Annotated in this window: 17 protein-coding genes; 9 read left to right on the forward strand and 8 right to left on the reverse strand. The window is 44.3% G+C overall.

Going from position 1 to position 15,279, the window contains the following annotated elements:
* Positions 1–2: 2 nt before the first annotated feature.
* From QUB10_RS25420 to QUB10_RS25445, 6 genes are all read right to left on the reverse strand, one after another.
* On the reverse strand, positions 3–521 hold the full coding sequence (locus QUB10_RS25420; RefSeq protein WP_333205986.1) for a type IV pilin-like G/H family protein: 519 nt from the start codon (positions 519–521) through the stop codon (positions 3–5).
* A gap of 98 nt (positions 522–619) precedes the next feature.
* Positions 620–1,147, reverse strand: coding sequence for a type IV pilin-like G/H family protein (locus QUB10_RS25425; RefSeq protein ID WP_333205987.1), 528 nt, complete (start codon positions 1,145–1,147; stop codon positions 620–622).
* A 101-nt stretch (positions 1,148–1,248) separates the two neighbouring features.
* On the reverse strand, positions 1,249–1,788 hold the full coding sequence (locus QUB10_RS25430; protein ID WP_333205988.1) for a type IV pilin-like G/H family protein: 540 nt from the start codon (positions 1,786–1,788) through the stop codon (positions 1,249–1,251).
* 107 nt (positions 1,789–1,895) lie between these two features.
* The gene (locus tag QUB10_RS25435; protein ID WP_333205989.1) at positions 1,896–2,417 is read right to left on the reverse strand and encodes a type IV pilin-like G/H family protein; all 522 of its coding nucleotides are present in this window, start codon (positions 2,415–2,417) and stop codon (positions 1,896–1,898) included.
* A gap of 116 nt (positions 2,418–2,533) precedes the next feature.
* Positions 2,534–3,094, reverse strand: a complete 561-nt coding sequence (locus QUB10_RS25440; RefSeq protein ID WP_333205990.1) for an SPFH domain-containing protein — start codon at positions 3,092–3,094, stop codon at positions 2,534–2,536.
* Between the two features lie 138 nt (positions 3,095–3,232).
* Complete coding sequence (locus QUB10_RS25445) at positions 3,233–3,778, reverse strand: NfeD family protein (RefSeq protein WP_333205991.1); 546 nt, start codon at positions 3,776–3,778, stop codon at positions 3,233–3,235.
* A 175-nt stretch (positions 3,779–3,953) separates the two neighbouring features.
* On the opposite strand from QUB10_RS25445, the gene QUB10_RS25450 reads away from it, so the two are divergent.
* From QUB10_RS25450 to QUB10_RS25475, 6 genes are all read left to right on the forward strand, one after another.
* Positions 3,954–5,726 (forward strand): AAA-like domain-containing protein, encoded by a 1,773-nt coding sequence (locus tag QUB10_RS25450; protein WP_333205992.1) that lies wholly within the window; start codon positions 3,954–3,956, stop codon positions 5,724–5,726.
* A 492-nt stretch (positions 5,727–6,218) separates the two neighbouring features.
* A complete protein-coding gene (locus tag QUB10_RS25455; RefSeq protein ID WP_333205993.1) occupies positions 6,219–6,854 on the forward strand; it encodes a type IV pilin-like G/H family protein in 636 nt (211 codons plus the stop codon).
* Positions 6,855–6,877: 23 nt separating this feature from the next.
* Positions 6,878–7,648, forward strand: a complete 771-nt coding sequence (locus tag QUB10_RS25460; protein ID WP_333205994.1) for a sterol desaturase family protein — start codon at positions 6,878–6,880, stop codon at positions 7,646–7,648.
* On the forward strand, positions 7,638–8,252 hold the full coding sequence (locus QUB10_RS25465; RefSeq protein ID WP_333205995.1) for a rhodanese-like domain-containing protein: 615 nt from the start codon (positions 7,638–7,640) through the stop codon (positions 8,250–8,252). Before QUB10_RS25460 ends, QUB10_RS25465 begins: the two co-directional genes overlap by 11 nt.
* A 174-nt stretch (positions 8,253–8,426) precedes the next feature.
* Positions 8,427–9,527, forward strand: coding sequence for an iron-containing redox enzyme family protein (locus QUB10_RS25470; RefSeq protein WP_333205996.1), 1,101 nt, complete (start codon positions 8,427–8,429; stop codon positions 9,525–9,527).
* Between the two features lie 30 nt (positions 9,528–9,557).
* A complete protein-coding gene (locus QUB10_RS25475) occupies positions 9,558–9,809 on the forward strand; it encodes a hypothetical protein (RefSeq protein WP_333205997.1) in 252 nt (83 codons plus the stop codon).
* On the opposite strand, the gene QUB10_RS25480 is transcribed toward QUB10_RS25475, so the two are convergent.
* Positions 9,784–10,503 (reverse strand): methyltransferase, encoded by a 720-nt coding sequence (locus tag QUB10_RS25480; protein ID WP_333205998.1) that lies wholly within the window; start codon positions 10,501–10,503, stop codon positions 9,784–9,786. The two genes, QUB10_RS25475 and QUB10_RS25480, sit on opposite strands and share 26 nt — an antisense overlap.
* A gap of 250 nt (positions 10,504–10,753) precedes the next feature.
* Here QUB10_RS25480 and QUB10_RS25485 point away from each other — a divergent pair, with 250 nt between their 5' ends.
* A complete protein-coding gene (locus QUB10_RS25485; RefSeq protein ID WP_333205999.1) occupies positions 10,754–11,386 on the forward strand; it encodes a hypothetical protein in 633 nt (210 codons plus the stop codon).
* A gap of 226 nt (positions 11,387–11,612) precedes the next feature.
* On the opposite strand, the gene QUB10_RS25490 is transcribed toward QUB10_RS25485, so the two are convergent.
* Positions 11,613–11,852 (reverse strand): ChaB family protein, encoded by a 240-nt coding sequence (locus QUB10_RS25490; protein ID WP_333144661.1) that lies wholly within the window; start codon positions 11,850–11,852, stop codon positions 11,613–11,615.
* Positions 11,853–13,005: 1,153 nt separating this feature from the next.
* Here QUB10_RS25490 and QUB10_RS25495 point away from each other — a divergent pair.
* Together QUB10_RS25495 and QUB10_RS25500 are read left to right on the forward strand one after the other, a co-directional pair.
* Positions 13,006–14,013 (forward strand): hypothetical protein, encoded by a 1,008-nt coding sequence (locus QUB10_RS25495; protein ID WP_333206000.1) that lies wholly within the window; start codon positions 13,006–13,008, stop codon positions 14,011–14,013.
* A 71-nt stretch (positions 14,014–14,084) separates the two neighbouring features.
* Positions 14,085–14,918, forward strand: a complete 834-nt coding sequence (locus tag QUB10_RS25500) for a DUF4142 domain-containing protein (RefSeq protein WP_333206001.1) — start codon at positions 14,085–14,087, stop codon at positions 14,916–14,918.
* The last annotated feature ends 361 nt before the right edge of the window (positions 14,919–15,279 follow it).

Consider the following 15,279-nt stretch of genomic DNA (forward strand, 5'->3'; position numbering starts at 1 on the left):
CTCTAGTGATAACTTTGTCTCAGTTCTATGGTGCCTGTAGCACAAGCAATTTTACCATTTTGATAAGTTGGTTCTGGTGGTTTAATTGTACCAGCATAATCAGCTCCGCACAATATAGATGTGGTCGTTTTTTTATTTTTAGAAGCATTTGACTCACCTTTGGGAGCAGGAATTACAAAAACTCCACCGACACAGCTTTTAAGATTTTTATGCTTTGAGACTCCATAATTAAATGTTGCTTTTTTTGTTGTATGGTGGGAATATTTGTAATTTTCTGTGTCTGTTTTAATAATGCGAATTTTTAAAGCCTTAACAGAAGTGCTAAAAACACTTTTTTCGGCAAAATACGCTTGCTGACGTTTGTTAATTAAGCTAATATAATCTCTGGGTTCCCATTGCTTGTTGTTCCTAAGCTTAACCTGAAAGGATGGCACAGCTACCGAAGCTAATACTCCAATCACCACTAAACATCCAGCAACATTTGATGCAAGGCTAGCTGATTTAGAATTTCGTTGACTCATTGTTTTGTACCCTCTCTGTTTGTTGTAAGAACTTTAGTTCGGTAAATCTCAATTGAATGCCGATTTGATATTGGTAATCGACTGTCGTTATATTGCCTCTAGTCATAAGTTTGTCTCAGTTCTATGGTGCCTGTAGCACAAGCAATTTTACCATTTTGATAAGTTGGTTCTGGTGGTTTAATTGTACCAGCAGAATCAGCTCGGCACAATATAGATGTGGTTGTTATTGGATTTTTAGAAGAATATGACTCAACTTTTGTAGCAGGAATTACAAAGACTCCCCCGACATAGCTTTTAAGGTCTTTTTGCTTTGAAACTCCATAATTAAATGTTGCTTTTTTTGTTGTATGGTGGGAATATTTGTAATTTTCTGTCTCGGTTTTAATAATGCGAATTTTTAAAGCCTTAACAGAAGTGCTAAAAACACTTTTTTCGGCAAAATACGCTTGCTGACGTTTGTTGATTAAGCTAATATAATCTTTGGGCTCCGATTGCTTGTTGATCCTAAGCTTAGCCTGAAAGGATGGCAGAGCTACCGAAGCTAATACTCCAATCAACATTAAAAACACTAAGTATCCACCAACATTCGATGCCAGGCTAGCTAATTTAGAACTTTGTTGACTCATAGTTTTGTATCCTCCCTGTTTGTAGTAAAGAATTTAGTCAGGTAAATCTCAATTAAAAGCCGATTTAATCTTGTAATCGACTGTCATTATATTGCGTATAGTTAGTTTGGTGAGACCATTGGTCTTGTGCCTTTACCGCAAGCAGTTTTACCATTTTCATAGGTGGGTTCCGCTGGTTGAATGCTACCGGGAAAATCAGCTTCGCAGAATATAAACGTTGTAGTTATTTCCTCTTTAGTAGCATTGGGAACAAAGTTTTTTTGCGGAACAATAAAAACACCGCCGACATAACTTTTTAAGTCGTTTTCCTTGGCTACTGCATAATTAAATGCTGCTTTCTTAGTGGCACGAATTGAATACTTGAAATGTGTTGTCTCTGTTTGAATGCCCATTCCCAAAGCCTTAACAGAACTGGAAAAAGCATTTTTTTCTGCAAAATAGGCTTGCTGACCTCGGTTCACTGAGCTAACATACTCTTGCGCTTGAAATGTCATATACGATGTCATATACTTATCATGCGCGCTATCACCTAGAAATGATGGCAGAGCGATCGCGCTAATTACTGCCATGCCCATTAAAAGCAATAAGCATCCGCAACCGTTAGGTGAAATGCTAGCTGATTTAGAATCTTGTTGGCTCATAGTTTTGTATCCTCCCTGTTTGTAGTAAAGACTTTAGTTCGGTAAATCTCAATTGAATGCCGATTTGATATTGGTAATCGACTGTCATTATATTGCGTATAGTTAGATTATCTGGTCACTTGTCTTGTGCCTTGCCCACAAGCAAGTTTACCATTTTCATAGGTGGGCTCCGCTGGTTTAATTGGACCGAGAGAATCAGCTTGGCAGAATATGGATATTGTTGTTATTTTTCCATCTTTAGCAGCATTTGGTTCAACTTTTTTAACAGGAAGTAGAAAGACACCGCCGACATAACTCTTAAGTTGTGGTTGCTTGGAGACTCCATAATTAAAAGCAGTTTGCTTTGTGGCGCGAACTGAATACTTGTAATTTTTTGTCTCCGTTTTGATCCCAATTTCCAAAGCATTAACAGAAGTGGCAAAAGCACTTTTTTCAGCAAAGTGAGCTTGCTGCGCCTTGTTCATTGAGCTAACATACTGTTTTGCTTCCGACTGCTTGCTTCTATTGGTATTAGTGAGATAAAATGGCAGAGCTATCCCATTCATTACTCCAATACCGATTATAAGTGATAAGCATCCGCAACCGCGATAAGCTGCATTGCGAACAATTGATTCTTGATTTCTAGTCATGGTGTTGTCTCCTTAAATGGTATATACAATGCGAATTAAAGTCGGCGAGGCAGAGCCTCTGGATCTGCGTTACCAGGCAGAGCCTGGTAACGAGGAAAAGGAGGAAATACTAATCTCTAAGCTCGCAGCTTTTGTACTTCTTTCCGGTCAATGGATGTGGGCTGAATCACTTTACTGCCGATCGCAAAATCGCGCAATTCCACTCTCGTAAACTTCACACCCCAAGGATCTGTCGTTGTATCCAACTCCTCGACTAAAGCATTATTAATCTCATGTCGAGCCGTGTAGAGTTCCTCAACAGATAATTTAGCAAGGTGAGTCCGAATTGAAAGAATCAGCATATTTAACATCGCTTCCTTGAGATTCTGCACTTTGTAGGAAGCTTTTTCTAAGTCAATGATTCGCCAGTACACAATAAAATCAACGGTGACGGAAACGCGATCGCGCGTTGTGCATTCTTGCGGTGGCAATTTTAAAATTTGCTCGCGCAGAGTTTGTTTATAAGCCACTGTTTCGACGAAGGGAATCAAAAAAGTCAAACCCGGTTCGAGTTTCTTGCGATCGTACTTTCCGAAAATTTCAACTAAAGCCTCATCTCCTTGACGGACGATTTTGACACTGCTGGCTAAGGATACTCCGGTGATGGCAAGCAATACCGTCAAAAAATAGTGATACATAGTGAATCTCCTGGTAAATAGTTGACAGTTGATAGTTGACAGTTGACAGTTGGTAGTGATTTATTAGTCTCTTAGAGAGGGACTTTGTTTGGCAAGAAGCGATTTCTATCGCCGAGTCATAAAAGAGCTAACTGAGATTTAGCTGTTGATGTGAATTAATCTGTCAGGTACAACAATCAGCGTGTTTCCTTCGCGGCGCAAAACATAAACTTTTTGTCGGGGTGCGATCGCCCCTTGGGAATCTTCATTGCGGGCTTTCCACGAAGCCCCTTCATAAATCACCATTCCGGTTTCTCCGGGGAAAATTTCGGAGATAGTTGTCGCTTCCGTGGCTTCGGGAATGACAAACTTTTTGCGAACAATAAAAATCGGTCTAATCCAGATGCTCAGCGCGAGGGCTATCCCCATCCAGTAGAAGATTTGCCAGTCAAAATCTTCATACATTATGTTCGCCCAACTAAACTCAAATGCTACAGAACCTCTCCACAAAATAAATGATTCAATTACAGCCGAAGCTCCCATCATTAGCAGGTAAAATCTGTATTTTTGGGGCTGAGTTTTGATGATTAATAGCTCCATCGCACTAAGCACAACTCCGAGCAGTAACCAGAATAGGGGCGGGGTGAAGGCGAAACCTGGTTGATTAGTGGCTGACGCCAGCGACCAAATTAGGATAGAATACACAATGCTTTTACCTCGTTTTGATGGGATTCAACCTTGTTATTTCTAATCTAATCAGGTGGCTATTTGAGTTGGCGACTGAGTTATTTGAAAATTCATCGACTTTTCATCGACTTTTCATCGACTTTAGGGGCGGTTGGCATTTATGATGGTTTCAGTGTTTTGATTGTGATAAGCAATGCCACGATCGCTAAGGGTGCGCGAAGAGTGCATTCGCGCAGTTAAATCCTGTCTCCTGAGAAATGGCTTCCCCAGTCAGAAAATCCTGGCTGAGGATTTAGGGATGGCCCAATCTACAGTCAGCCATTTTCTGAATGGCAAACCTGTGGATTATGCCAATTTCATCGAAATTTGTCGCGGATTGGGGCAGGAATGGCGCGATATAGCCGATTTTGAGGCGAATTCAGAGCCAGAGGAGGTACTGCTGGAGAGGGCAAAAGTGGCGATCGCCCGTTGGCGAAGCCCTCGAAGAGGATCGACCTCACACAATACGCTTTCCCAGCAGTTACACCAAGCTTTGAGTGCGGGAGGCCACGAAGTCTTTTTTATTAACAACAGCAGCGACTCCGCCTCATATTTAAAGCGTTGCGATTATTTGCTGTTGCTGATTTCCGAAGAATCGGCCGCTAGCGAAATGATATTGGAACAAGTGCAGCTAGCCAAGGAATTGCACAATCTAACTGCTCATAAACCCGCAATTTTACCGATTTTATTTGAATTAAATACACCGCTTTCTTTTGATTTACTGAGCTATTTAGCAGGAATTCAGCCCTGGCTGTGGCGCGGTGTTGGCGACTCATTTAAGTTAATATCACAAATTTTAACCATTATCAAAGAAGGTCGCAAATCGTTAACTGCCGACCATGAATTGGCTGTAGAATGGAAAGTAATTACTAGCACCAAACAGTCAATAATTCAACCCCTGCCAGCAGCGCCGCCAGAATTGCCGGGAGGACAAGTTGAACTCACTTCTTGTTTTTATATCGATCGCCCTCCGATCGAATCCCGCTGTTACGAGACGATCGCCCAACCGGGAGCCCTGATCCGTATAAAAGCACCCAGACAAATGGGAAAAACTTCCTTGATGGCGAGGATTTTGCATCATGCAGAACAGCAAGGTTCTCGCACAGTAGCGCTGAGTTTTCAGCTAGCCAATAGGAAAATATTCGCTAATTCAGATACATTTTTGCAGTGGTTTTGTGCTAGCATCGGTCAAGAGTTAGGAATGCTGGAGCAGTTGCCCAAGTGTTGGGAATTAGCCGATTTGATTGGCAGCAATCAGTGCTGCAAGGCTTATTTTGAACAGTATTTGCTTTCAGAATCCTCAAAACCTCTGACGTTAGGCTTGGATGAGAGCGATCGCCTGTTTGAATCACCGGAAATTGCCGATGACTTTTTTGGGTTATTGCGAGCTTTACACGAAGAAGCAAAACGGCGAGATATTTGGAAAAAGTTTCGTTTGATTGTGGTGCATTCGACAGAAGTTTATATCCCGCTGGATGTGAATAAATCGCCGTTTAATGTGGGTTTACCGATTGAATTGCCAGAGTTTAATTCCCAGCAAATGCAAGATTTAGCAAAGCGGCACGGATTGAATTGGAGTGGGAATGAAGTTGCAGAATTGATGGGGTTAGTGGGCGGAAATCCTTATTTAGTGCGGCTAGGAATGTATCATATTTCGCGTCAAGATGTGACTTTAGATCGGTTAGTGAAAGAATCTGCAACTGAAGCGGGAATTTACAGCGATCATTTGCGGCGACATTTATGGAATTTAGAGAAATATTCGGAATTAATGGAGGCGATGAGAGAGATTGTTAGTGTTCCGCAGCCAGTTAGATTGAGGTCAGAATTGGGGTTTAAGTTAAATAGTATGGGGTTGGTGAAATTGGATGGAAATCATTGCATTCCGAGATGTCGGTTGTATCAGGAGTATTTTGGCGATCGGCTATAAGCCCAGAGAAACCGGGTTTCTGAGGAAAAATCTCAGGTTGATTGCCAAGTCTTGGCCAGAAACCCGGTTTCTAACCCTGGGATAACGCCAGAGAAACCGGGTTTCTGAGGAAAAATCTCAGGTTGATTGCCCAGTTTTGGCCAGAAACCCGGTTTCTGTCACAGGTGTGTGTTGCGTAAGTCCCAGAAAAGTCGATGAGAAGTCGATTAAAACTCACTCAAGTTCTCAAATAGCCACGTGATTTAATAAAAATAGAGTAGAAGCAAGGCGCAGTAGGCGAGGTTTGCACAAGCCCCACCGCACTCAATGGACTAGATGAAAACGACGCTAAAAATAACTTGCTTATTTTTCTTGGCATCGACTGTTAGATTAGGCGATATTAGACAAGCTACGCGTGCACTCGCTGTTTGACTCTAGAATCCCCATGTGTTTACGCTGGGGAGTATGTCAATCACTTGAAAACTACTCTGCTAACACATTTGGACAACTACCATGCAGCTTAAAAAAAATCCTCAACTCGATGCACTCAACAAACAAGCAGTATCGAGAACAACCATGCAGCTTAAGACAAACCCTCAACTCGATGCACTCGATAAAAAAGCGGAATCTTCAGAAAAAAACATTCTCCCTGACAAAAAACGTAAATCATGGGTAGGAACTTTACTGAGAATCACTTTTATTTACTTTCCTCTGGGCAGCATAATAGTTGGTGCGATCGCCCTCCCTTCTGTTGTCGGTTGTGGTGGCAAGGCGAAGCTATCAGAAGCTAAACAATATGTTAGCGCAATGAACAAAGGTCAACAAGCAATATACGCCGAGGATGGCGCATTTTCCAATTCCGTTAATGCCCTAGGCCTCGGCATTAAAACTCAGACAACCAACTATAACTATTCAACCATATCTACCAAAAATTCTGCGTTTAGTTATGCTGTAGCCCGCAGCAATAATCTTCGTAGCTATGTCGGGGCTGTATTTTTAGTACCTGTTTCCCAAGCAGCTAACAAAGGGAAGACTACTGTATCCATTCTGTGTGGAGCAAATTCTCCTGGAAATACCCAACCGTCTGCTCCTATCCTTCAGAATGGTAATCCTGTCTGCGCTGCTGGTAGTAGCGACGTGCTTAAGTAAATATCGACATTAATGAGAATCTCATGTTACCTGAACTTGTCAAAGGCTTCGTCGTCTTAGCTTGCATCTTCATTCCCCTCGAAAGAATCTTTTCCTTGCACAAGCAAAAGATATTTCGTTTCGGATGGGAAACCGATGCCACATATTTTTTTACAGGTCACTTTATTGGTAGATTAGGCGCTATTGTTGTGACTGTAATTTTGTCGCTGATGACTAATTTACTCAACCCGGAATTGCAAAGCAAAGTAGCCTCTCAACCTGTCTGGTTGCAGTTGGCAGAAGCAGTTATAGTTTCAGATATGGCATATTATATCGCTCACAGACTACTGCATGAAGTACCCTGGCTTTGGCAATTCCATGCAGTCCATCACAGCATTGAACATATGGACTGGTTAGCAGCAGTGCGGGTGCATCCCTGCGAGCAACTGTTTACTCAGATTTGTAAAATTATGCCTCTTTACTGCTTGGGATTTACCAAGGAGAGTTTGGTGGTTTATGCTCTTTATTCGGCCGCGATCGCTTTCTTAATTCATTCTAATATTAAATTAAAATTTGGCATCCTAAAATGGTTCGTAGCAACCCCACAATTTCATCACTGGCATCACAGTAAAATTCCCGGAATAAACAACAAAAATTTTGCTGTTCAGTTGCCACTGTTAGATTTGCTATTTGGCACTATCTATATGCCAGCAAAAAAAATGCCTCATAAATATGGAATCTCTGATTCTATACCTGCTGGATATGTCGGACAAATTTTCTATCCATTTTCAAGGATGATGAAAAATGCTAGATGAAAATGCAAAACCAGGTATTAATCGCTATTCTCGCTTTTTGCTGGCAATTATGGGTTTTGGCTTGACGAGTGTTGCTTCTCTGAGTGCAGTTGCCCTATTTCATCACATGGATATCCTAACTTTTATCGCCAGTTTAAATACGAAACAAGTAAGTGTTGCCCAATTGCAGCAGGGTAAGTTGAAACCAGTGATTTTGATCGATGTGCGATCGCCCGAAGAATACGCCGAAGATCGCATCGATGAAAGTCCGCTGGTTCCCCTAACTGATATTGAGTTAGGGTTCGGTGTCAAGCAGGTGCAATCCATTGTCAAAGCAAGGGTTAAATCCGATCGACCTCAGCCGATAATTGTACTTTATTGTGCCAGAGGAGGGCGATCTGTTAAAGCATACAAACAGTTGGAAAAAATCGCTCGGTATTCCCAAGAATCTGGAGGAAATGAGACTAATAAGATTAAGGATATTAGCCTGAATGTTGTTGTCCTTTCAGGCGGTATCAAAGCGTGGCGGGAAGCAGTGCCGGCTGCAAAAGATGCCCAGATATTAGCTCCAATTACTTTGCGGAGTTTGATAAAGTCTCCCTCAGTCACCCTGCTTTCGGAATGAATCGGGGCCGTTGTGACCAAATTGATTTCTATCAAATCTCTATCAATGGAAGGGTGTATACGGCTGACAGATTCGCTATCTTGAAAGTAATTAGCCAGAATCCTCAGCAATCTGCAACGGTTGGCTGTTTGGGCAGGCAGCACAATAATCAAAGTCATAACATAAGTTGATTCCATGCAAAACACGGCAGATTTACTCCCCAAAATAGACTCGCCGAGTCTTCCCAAAAAGCAACCCCCACCCCCAAATTACGAAGCAGCCGATCGACAATTTGTCAATTTGCTAGAAGTCGAGGATTTAGACAAGACGGTGGCGGCAAAACCGTTACTTGTCAGCGATTTTGAAAGCGCGATCGCCTATGCAATTCAAGCAGCTTATCAACAGGAACCGGGCGATGAGGCCGCTCACCGCTTCTTGCAGCGCGTACTTTACCGCATCAACCGCCTCAACTTGTTTTGGTACGATGATTTGCGCCGCTACAATAATGAGCGATCGCACTATTTGCGTTCTGTGCGCGATCGCATTGAGGAACCTTGGCAGCAGTGGGACATCGCGCAAATCGACGTTGCAGCGCTGCAAAAATTGCCGGATGTCAAGCAAGCCCTGCGCGATCGCGCGGCCGCCGATGTCGATCCTCCGCTAACTGAGATCGATCGCTATTTGCGCGAACACATGACTGAAGAGGGATACAAACACCTGCTGGCGATCGCCTCCTTCGACGGTTTAGTGGAAGCCAGCCGTGTTTCTCGCATCATCGGCGGTGCCGGCAACGAAATTCAGTGTACCCTTACGCGAGTGCTGATCGAAGAATACGGTGGCGGTCGCCTCCCCCGCAAGCATTCGACCTTTTTTGCTCAAATGCTGGCTGAATTCGATATGAGTACGGAACCGGAAGCGTACTTCGATTTAGTGCCTTGGGAAGTGCTCGCAAGCATTAATCACAACTTTCTGCTGACGGAACGCAAGCGCCATTTTCTGCGCTACAACGGCGGACTCACTTATTTTGAGGTGGCGGGGCCCGTCGCTTACCGCAATTATCTAGCCGCCGCCCAGCGTTTGGGCCTCTCGCAGGCTGCGATGGGTTATTGGGAACTGCACATCAAAGAAGATGAGCGTCACGGCCGCTGGATGTTGGATGAAGTGGCGATCCCGCTGGTTGATAGATACCCGCAGGAGGCTTGGGAGCTGGTGTTGGGGTACGATCAGGAGAAGTCGATCGGCGATCGGGCTGGGGCTGCTGTAGTGCGATCGATCCAAGCTGCAGAACACAATTAACAGCTATATCCTAGGGTACGTCAGAGACTGATGCACCCTAGATATTGCAACGTTCTCAATAATCCTTTTAGGAACAGGCAAGATGCCTGTTCCACAAGAAATACACTCTTTGTGGAACAGGCATCTTGCCTGTTGCTGACAATGGTAGAACAGGCAAGATGCCTGTTCCACAAGAAATACAATCTTTGTGGAACAGGCATCTTGCCTGTTGCTGACAATGGTGGAACAGGCATCTTGCACCTACCAGCGCTGTATTTTAAAATGCTGTCATTAACTGAATGAGCTCGATCGACAAATCTCTTTGCGACTTTTGGTGCTTCTTAAACAAAACTCCAGCCAGCAGATAGATGTTTTCCGAATAAAAAGCCATTCCCTGTTCTCTGAGACTGGCGATCGCGCTTTTCACCTTGGGTTCCGAACTATAATAGCCAAAAGTTAAAGGTGCAATTTCAAAATTCGCAACCGAGTAGCCTCGATCCAAGGCATAATCGATCAAACCCACAGGATTAGAATAGCTAGAAACCATCAGCAAAACTTCGTCACTGCCCAGAGATAAAAGTTTCTTAGCAATTGTCGAACCATCGCTCCCGCCGTGCAACAGCGGCTGGTAAATATTATCATCCACCGCCGGCAAGTAAGGCGGATTTGAGATGACACAATCCGCCGACTCGTATAAAGGCGAATCAAAAAAAGAGCAATTGTTGACGGTGTATTTTTCGCTCACTTGATATTCTTTAATTTGAGACTGAGCAATTTTCCAAGCTACATTATTTAGCTCAAATCCCTGTATTTTCCCATCAAAATCACTTCTCAGCAAAGACTTAATAACTGGACTTCCCTCTCCTGAACCAAACTCTACGATAAGTCGAGAATTGTCACTAGCATTTAACACTAAACTTTCCAAGCAGTGCGCGTAAAAATCCGATTCTTCCGGGCAGTGGAATACCTGTTTCAGAGGATGGGATGAAGTGAGCATAAATTCTGTAACAAAGTTTACTTTCTTTTTAAAGTATCGAATAAGTAATATTCCAGCCATCTGTCGCAAGAGCTATTTTATCAACTTGTGCAATCTATCTATTCCAGTTTTACCGGGTGCGAGCGAATAACTATTACTGCAGGCAGATTATCAAATTAACTAGATTAATCCGATTGACAGATTGCAATTAGAGCGATTGCTGGTGAGATAGTACCTAAGCAAATAATTGTAAATCTTAATAGTGTCAGATATGACCTTTTTTAATTATTCAGTTCCCCCTCTGCGCCGGAAACAGCTTAACATCGAGCTTCAGGATTTAGAAGGGCTTTGGCAGGTTCAGTTTCCCCTTGGCAAAGCTCGATTTTATTCACAATTTTATACTTGTCTCGATCGTACTTGCTTGCTGTGGAGCTTGCTGTTAATACCCATTTTCGGCACAGCACAATTTTTTTCGGTGAGTTGGATGCTGCAAGCAGGTTTGTGGTCAGTCCTCAGCCTCGTAGGTACAGCAGCAATGGTAAGCATGACATACTCTTGGGTCAAAATAGAACGCCTGATTTGGGTGCTTTACGGTTGGGTAATACTGATGTTATTAGGATTGCTGCTGACCGATTTAGCAATTTTTCTCAGTTGGGGGAAAGTGTTGGCGAATCTCTGTCCCCTGTGGTTGGGAATGAGCGGAATAGGGTATTTGGGGACGGGATTTGCAGTGCGATCGCGCGCGCTTTTAGCAGCAAGTTTATTTCACCTGTTGGGGATTTTGATTTTGCCTTACACGGGCGGTTGGTCTTTCCTATTTACGGGAGCCGTAATGGTATTTAGCTTGCTCGTTTTAGCCGAATTGCAATGGGATATGCGCCAGCCTATTAACAGGCTCGATTAACTTGTGTACCACCGCGATTCCAACAGCTATCAACGTCAAGCATTAACCACAAGTGATGAGTAGATTGCTAATGACTCATGATATCATGCCCGCTAGAATAACGTCACTACAATTGGTTGGTAGTGAGAATTCTTCGTTCTCCAAATCAAAATTTGAGGAATGAAGGCCTCACTACACAGCGGATAGGGGTTATGTTAGCGGACACGATATTACTAATGCCTGATAACTAATTGCCACCAGACTGTACAGATTTGCGGGTTTGGTTAGTATCGTCGCCCTTGTGATGCCACGTACCACCTTCTTGAACATATTCAGATTTTACACTGTTCCAAGCAACGCTAGTAGCACCATCTGCGCTCATTCCATCTTCGCTAGCGCTCTTAAAAGCCGCCTGAAAAATTTGTTTAGCTCCTTGGGGGAGTTCTTGTGCTTCCGAAGGTAAGGTGTCAAATTGTTGTTCTGGCATAATGACCTCTAATTATTAAACACAAAGTAAATCTTATATACTAGAAGCCACTACTTTCCTCTCTCTAAAAGCAAGTTTTCAACCGCATTTTTCTCATTCCTAGGACAGATGTAATATTAAATTTATTCTGAGCGGCTAAGGCCATTGACTTGCCGTTGCAGGTTCAGCCGTATTTGGGTAATTTATTTTATGAAACAGCCATTAATCTGAGATCGGCTTTTTCACTTGCAAATTTAGAAAAAGCGATGAACATTACATAGCCAATTCGGGCAATAATTCGATACAGCATACTTGATGTCTGCTTGTGAAATGTGTTATGGAATAAGCGCTATCTGGCATAGTTTTGGCTTTACTATAGGAGAGTTTAGCCGATCGCACTCACAAGCAATTCTGACGACTGCGCCGCCGCTGGTTAATTTAATCTCGCGCGGGCCAGACTCGGATAGCCCTCAGTTCGCCTTACTGTTTTAGGCTAGTCAAAATCCAGTCCAAAGCCTTGCTGTTTCGGGGTTGTAGGTGTTCTGGCGACTCAGAGCGAGCGATCTGGCGTTTTGAGATAATTTAGTTTCGGGGAAAGTTTGAACGGTATTCTGCCAGTGCCCAAATTGCCAGCAGCAAGTTAAGGAAAAATAGCGATCAAAAAATTTTTAAACTAACTCATCTGGCGGAGTGCTAAGCCAAAATTGATGGTGATAAAATCAATAATTTCTGGCTCAAAGCACCTGCTGCCGGGGAAAATTTATAGGAAGAAGCGGCCGCTTGTCTCAGAAACCGGGTTGATGCTTATATGTCTCGTTACTCAACCCAAAATTTTTCATATCAACCCGCTTTTTATCCCCCGTACACAAATTTTTATAGAGCTAGTCTGCCGCTCAATCAAATTTCATCCACCACCTGAAATAAAAAGCCATTTTGTCAAATATTCCTAAAGATGAATGGCGAAGTTGAAGCATAAGTAATAGCTTATAAACTGTTAACGTAGCGGTGTAATTAATCAGGGAAAAATCATCGAGGGAACGGGACTAAATTTGCCCCCTTACCTTCATTATTCCGCAGCAAAGGTTATAAAATTTGCACGTTACGCTGTCAAGTTGACCCGGCGGTTTTGGCATCACAAGCGATCGCAGCACTCTATGCAAAAGCAAGCATTACCATGAAATCTTCTAAATTGTTGAAAGTTGTTTTAGCAAGCGCTTGTACTTTAGGTTTAGCAACGGTTTCCTTAGCAGTGCCTGCTTCAGCCCAGTCGGGCGGTACGGGCGGCGGTGCTGGCGGCGGTACAAGCGGTACAAGCGGTACGACTGGTACGGGTACGGGCACAAGCGGTACGGGCACAAGCGGTACGACTGGCACAAGCGGTACAACTGATACCACAGGCGCCGGTACAAGCGGTACGACTGGTACGGGTACGGGTACAAGCGGTACGGGCACAAGCGGTACGGGCACAAGCGGTACGGGCACAAGCGGTACAAGCGGTACAACGGGTACGACTGGCACCGATACAACGGGTACAACGGGTACAACGGGTACAAGCGGTACAACGGGTACAAGCGGTACAACGGGTACAAGCGGTACAACGGGTACAAGCGGTACAACGGGTACAACGGGTACAAGCGGTACAACGGGTACAAGCGGTACGAGTGGCACAAGCGGTACAACGGGCACAAGCGGTACAACTGGTACAAGCGGTACGAGTGGCACAAGCGGTACAACGGGCACAAGCGGTACAACGGGTACGAGTGGCACCGGTACAAGCGGTACAACCGATACGACTGGCACCGGCACAAGCGGTACAACGGGTACGAGTGGCACCGGTACAAGCGGTACAACCGATACGACTGGCACCGGTACAAGCGGTACAACGGGTACGAGTGGCACCGGTACAAGCGGTACAACCGATACGACTGGCACCGGTACAAGCGGTACAACGGGTACGAGTGGCACCGGTACAAGCGGTACAACTGGTACGACTGGCACGGGTACAACGGGTACAACTGGTACAACCGGTACAACCGGTACCACATCGACGCCGGCTGATACTAATTCTGGAGTTTTGAGTGCTCGGCGCGATAGCCCCAACAATTTCGGGTGGCTGGGTGCCTTGGGCGCGTTTGGTTTGATCAACTTGTTTCGGAAAGGCAGTACACCCTCCCATCGGTAGTTTCTGGCGATTCCCTACGGGATAGTTTCGCTTCACATACTTTTGAAAACAACTTAGAGGCTTAGAAATTCATGACTTCACTCAATCGCAAAAATTTGTTCAAAAAATTGGTAACAGTTGCCGGAATTGCCGGCGTTAGTTCCTTGATAGCTGTGCCGGGATTCGCAGAATTAAACCGCCAGATTAACGGCTTCAACCAGTCGGGCGATCGAGTTTTTGAGCTTGCTGATAACGACTTAAACGATCCTAATTCTCCGGGACCTCCTGTTACAGATCAAAACAACAACAACAATCCTGGCGGTTCTCCCAACACTCCAACTACTCCCACCAACAACACTCCCGGTCGTTCTCCAAATACCCCCACCAACAACACTCCCGGCCGTTCTCCAAATACCCCCATCAACAACACTCCCGGTCGTTCTCCCAACACTCCCACAGGTGGCGAAACCTCGCCTAATTCTCTCAGCAGCCGAGACAGAACCTTTGTCATGCAAGCAGGTCAACTTAGTATGATGGAAGTAGAGCTCGGCAGATTGGCAGTGCAGCGCGGTTCTAGTGCTGGCGTGAAACAGTACGGGCAAGAAATGGTTGAGGAACACACTCAAGCAAATAAAGAATTGATGCAGTTAGTAATGCAAAAGCAGGTTGAATTGCCAACGGAGATGAGTACCCAGAACACCGCTTTGATGGAGCGACTTTCGGGACTCTCTGGTACAAGTTTTGACAGGGCTTACAAGCAGGCTATGATCGAGAGCCACAATCAGGCTATTGCTTTGTTTCAGGCACAATCTCAACAGGGACAAGATCCCGACTTGAAGGCTTGGGCCACCCAGAAGTTGCCGAACCTTCAAGCGCACTTGCAAATGGTTAACCAAATGTTGGCAGATACCAGCCAGCCCAAATAGGAGGTAGAGGAGATAGAGTCCGATCGCCTAAAACGCGATCGCACTCTACCTTTTGTGTTCGGAGAGGGAACAGCAATAAATTCTTTTAAACCCTATAATTTTTGAGAACAATGGAAGATTTTCTCCGCAACTTGTTGGGCAGCAATATTACCGTGACGTGGCTGTTCTTAATCGTAGGTTTTTGCTGGCTTGCTTACATACCCGGTCGCCTGAGAAATTAAAAATTATCAATTAAAAGTTCAAAATTAACTAGCTAGGCGCAAATAAACCTTACCGTTGAACAGACTAAGGATCGCGAATTAAATAACTTACAATTTTAATTGTTATTGTGGGATGGGCGTCCCGCCCGTCCTTTTTGGAC

Source organism: Microcoleus sp. B5-D4 (assembly GCF_036705145.1).
Taxonomy (GTDB): Bacteria; Cyanobacteriota; Cyanobacteriia; order Cyanobacteriales; family Microcoleaceae; genus Microcoleus.

Excerpts from the sequence above, each read along its gene's own strand:
- QUB10_RS25490 (WP_333144661.1), bottom strand. The coding sequence starts at position 11,852 with ATGCCAGAACAACAATTTGACACCTTACCTTCGGAAGCACAAGAACTC.
- QUB10_RS25475 (WP_333205997.1), top strand. The coding sequence starts at position 9,558 with ATGCACCCTAGATATTGCAACGTTCTCAATAATCCTTTTAGGAACAGG.
- QUB10_RS25450 (WP_333205992.1), top strand. The coding sequence starts at position 3,954 with ATGCCACGATCGCTAAGGGTGCGCGAAGAGTGCATTCGCGCAGTTAAA.
- QUB10_RS25435 (WP_333205989.1), bottom strand. The coding sequence starts at position 2,417 with ATGACTAGAAATCAAGAATCAATTGTTCGCAATGCAGCTTATCGCGGT.
- QUB10_RS25430 (WP_333205988.1), bottom strand. The coding sequence starts at position 1,788 with ATGAGCCAACAAGATTCTAAATCAGCTAGCATTTCACCTAACGGTTGC.
- QUB10_RS25500 (WP_333206001.1), top strand. The coding sequence starts at position 14,085 with ATGACTTCACTCAATCGCAAAAATTTGTTCAAAAAATTGGTAACAGTT.
- QUB10_RS25485 (WP_333205999.1), top strand. The coding sequence starts at position 10,754 with ATGACCTTTTTTAATTATTCAGTTCCCCCTCTGCGCCGGAAACAGCTT.
- QUB10_RS25440 (WP_333205990.1), bottom strand. The coding sequence starts at position 3,094 with ATGTATCACTATTTTTTGACGGTATTGCTTGCCATCACCGGAGTATCC.
- QUB10_RS25470 (WP_333205996.1), top strand. The coding sequence starts at position 8,427 with ATGCAAAACACGGCAGATTTACTCCCCAAAATAGACTCGCCGAGTCTT.
- QUB10_RS25480 (WP_333205998.1), bottom strand. The coding sequence starts at position 10,503 with ATGCTCACTTCATCCCATCCTCTGAAACAGGTATTCCACTGCCCGGAA.
- QUB10_RS25460 (WP_333205994.1), top strand. The coding sequence starts at position 6,878 with ATGTTACCTGAACTTGTCAAAGGCTTCGTCGTCTTAGCTTGCATCTTC.
- QUB10_RS25495 (WP_333206000.1), top strand. The coding sequence starts at position 13,006 with ATGAAATCTTCTAAATTGTTGAAAGTTGTTTTAGCAAGCGCTTGTACT.
- QUB10_RS25420 (WP_333205986.1), bottom strand. The coding sequence starts at position 521 with ATGAGTCAACGAAATTCTAAATCAGCTAGCCTTGCATCAAATGTTGCT.
- QUB10_RS25465 (WP_333205995.1), top strand. The coding sequence starts at position 7,638 with ATGCTAGATGAAAATGCAAAACCAGGTATTAATCGCTATTCTCGCTTT.
- QUB10_RS25455 (WP_333205993.1), top strand. The coding sequence starts at position 6,219 with ATGCAGCTTAAAAAAAATCCTCAACTCGATGCACTCAACAAACAAGCA.
- QUB10_RS25425 (WP_333205987.1), bottom strand. The coding sequence starts at position 1,147 with ATGAGTCAACAAAGTTCTAAATTAGCTAGCCTGGCATCGAATGTTGGT.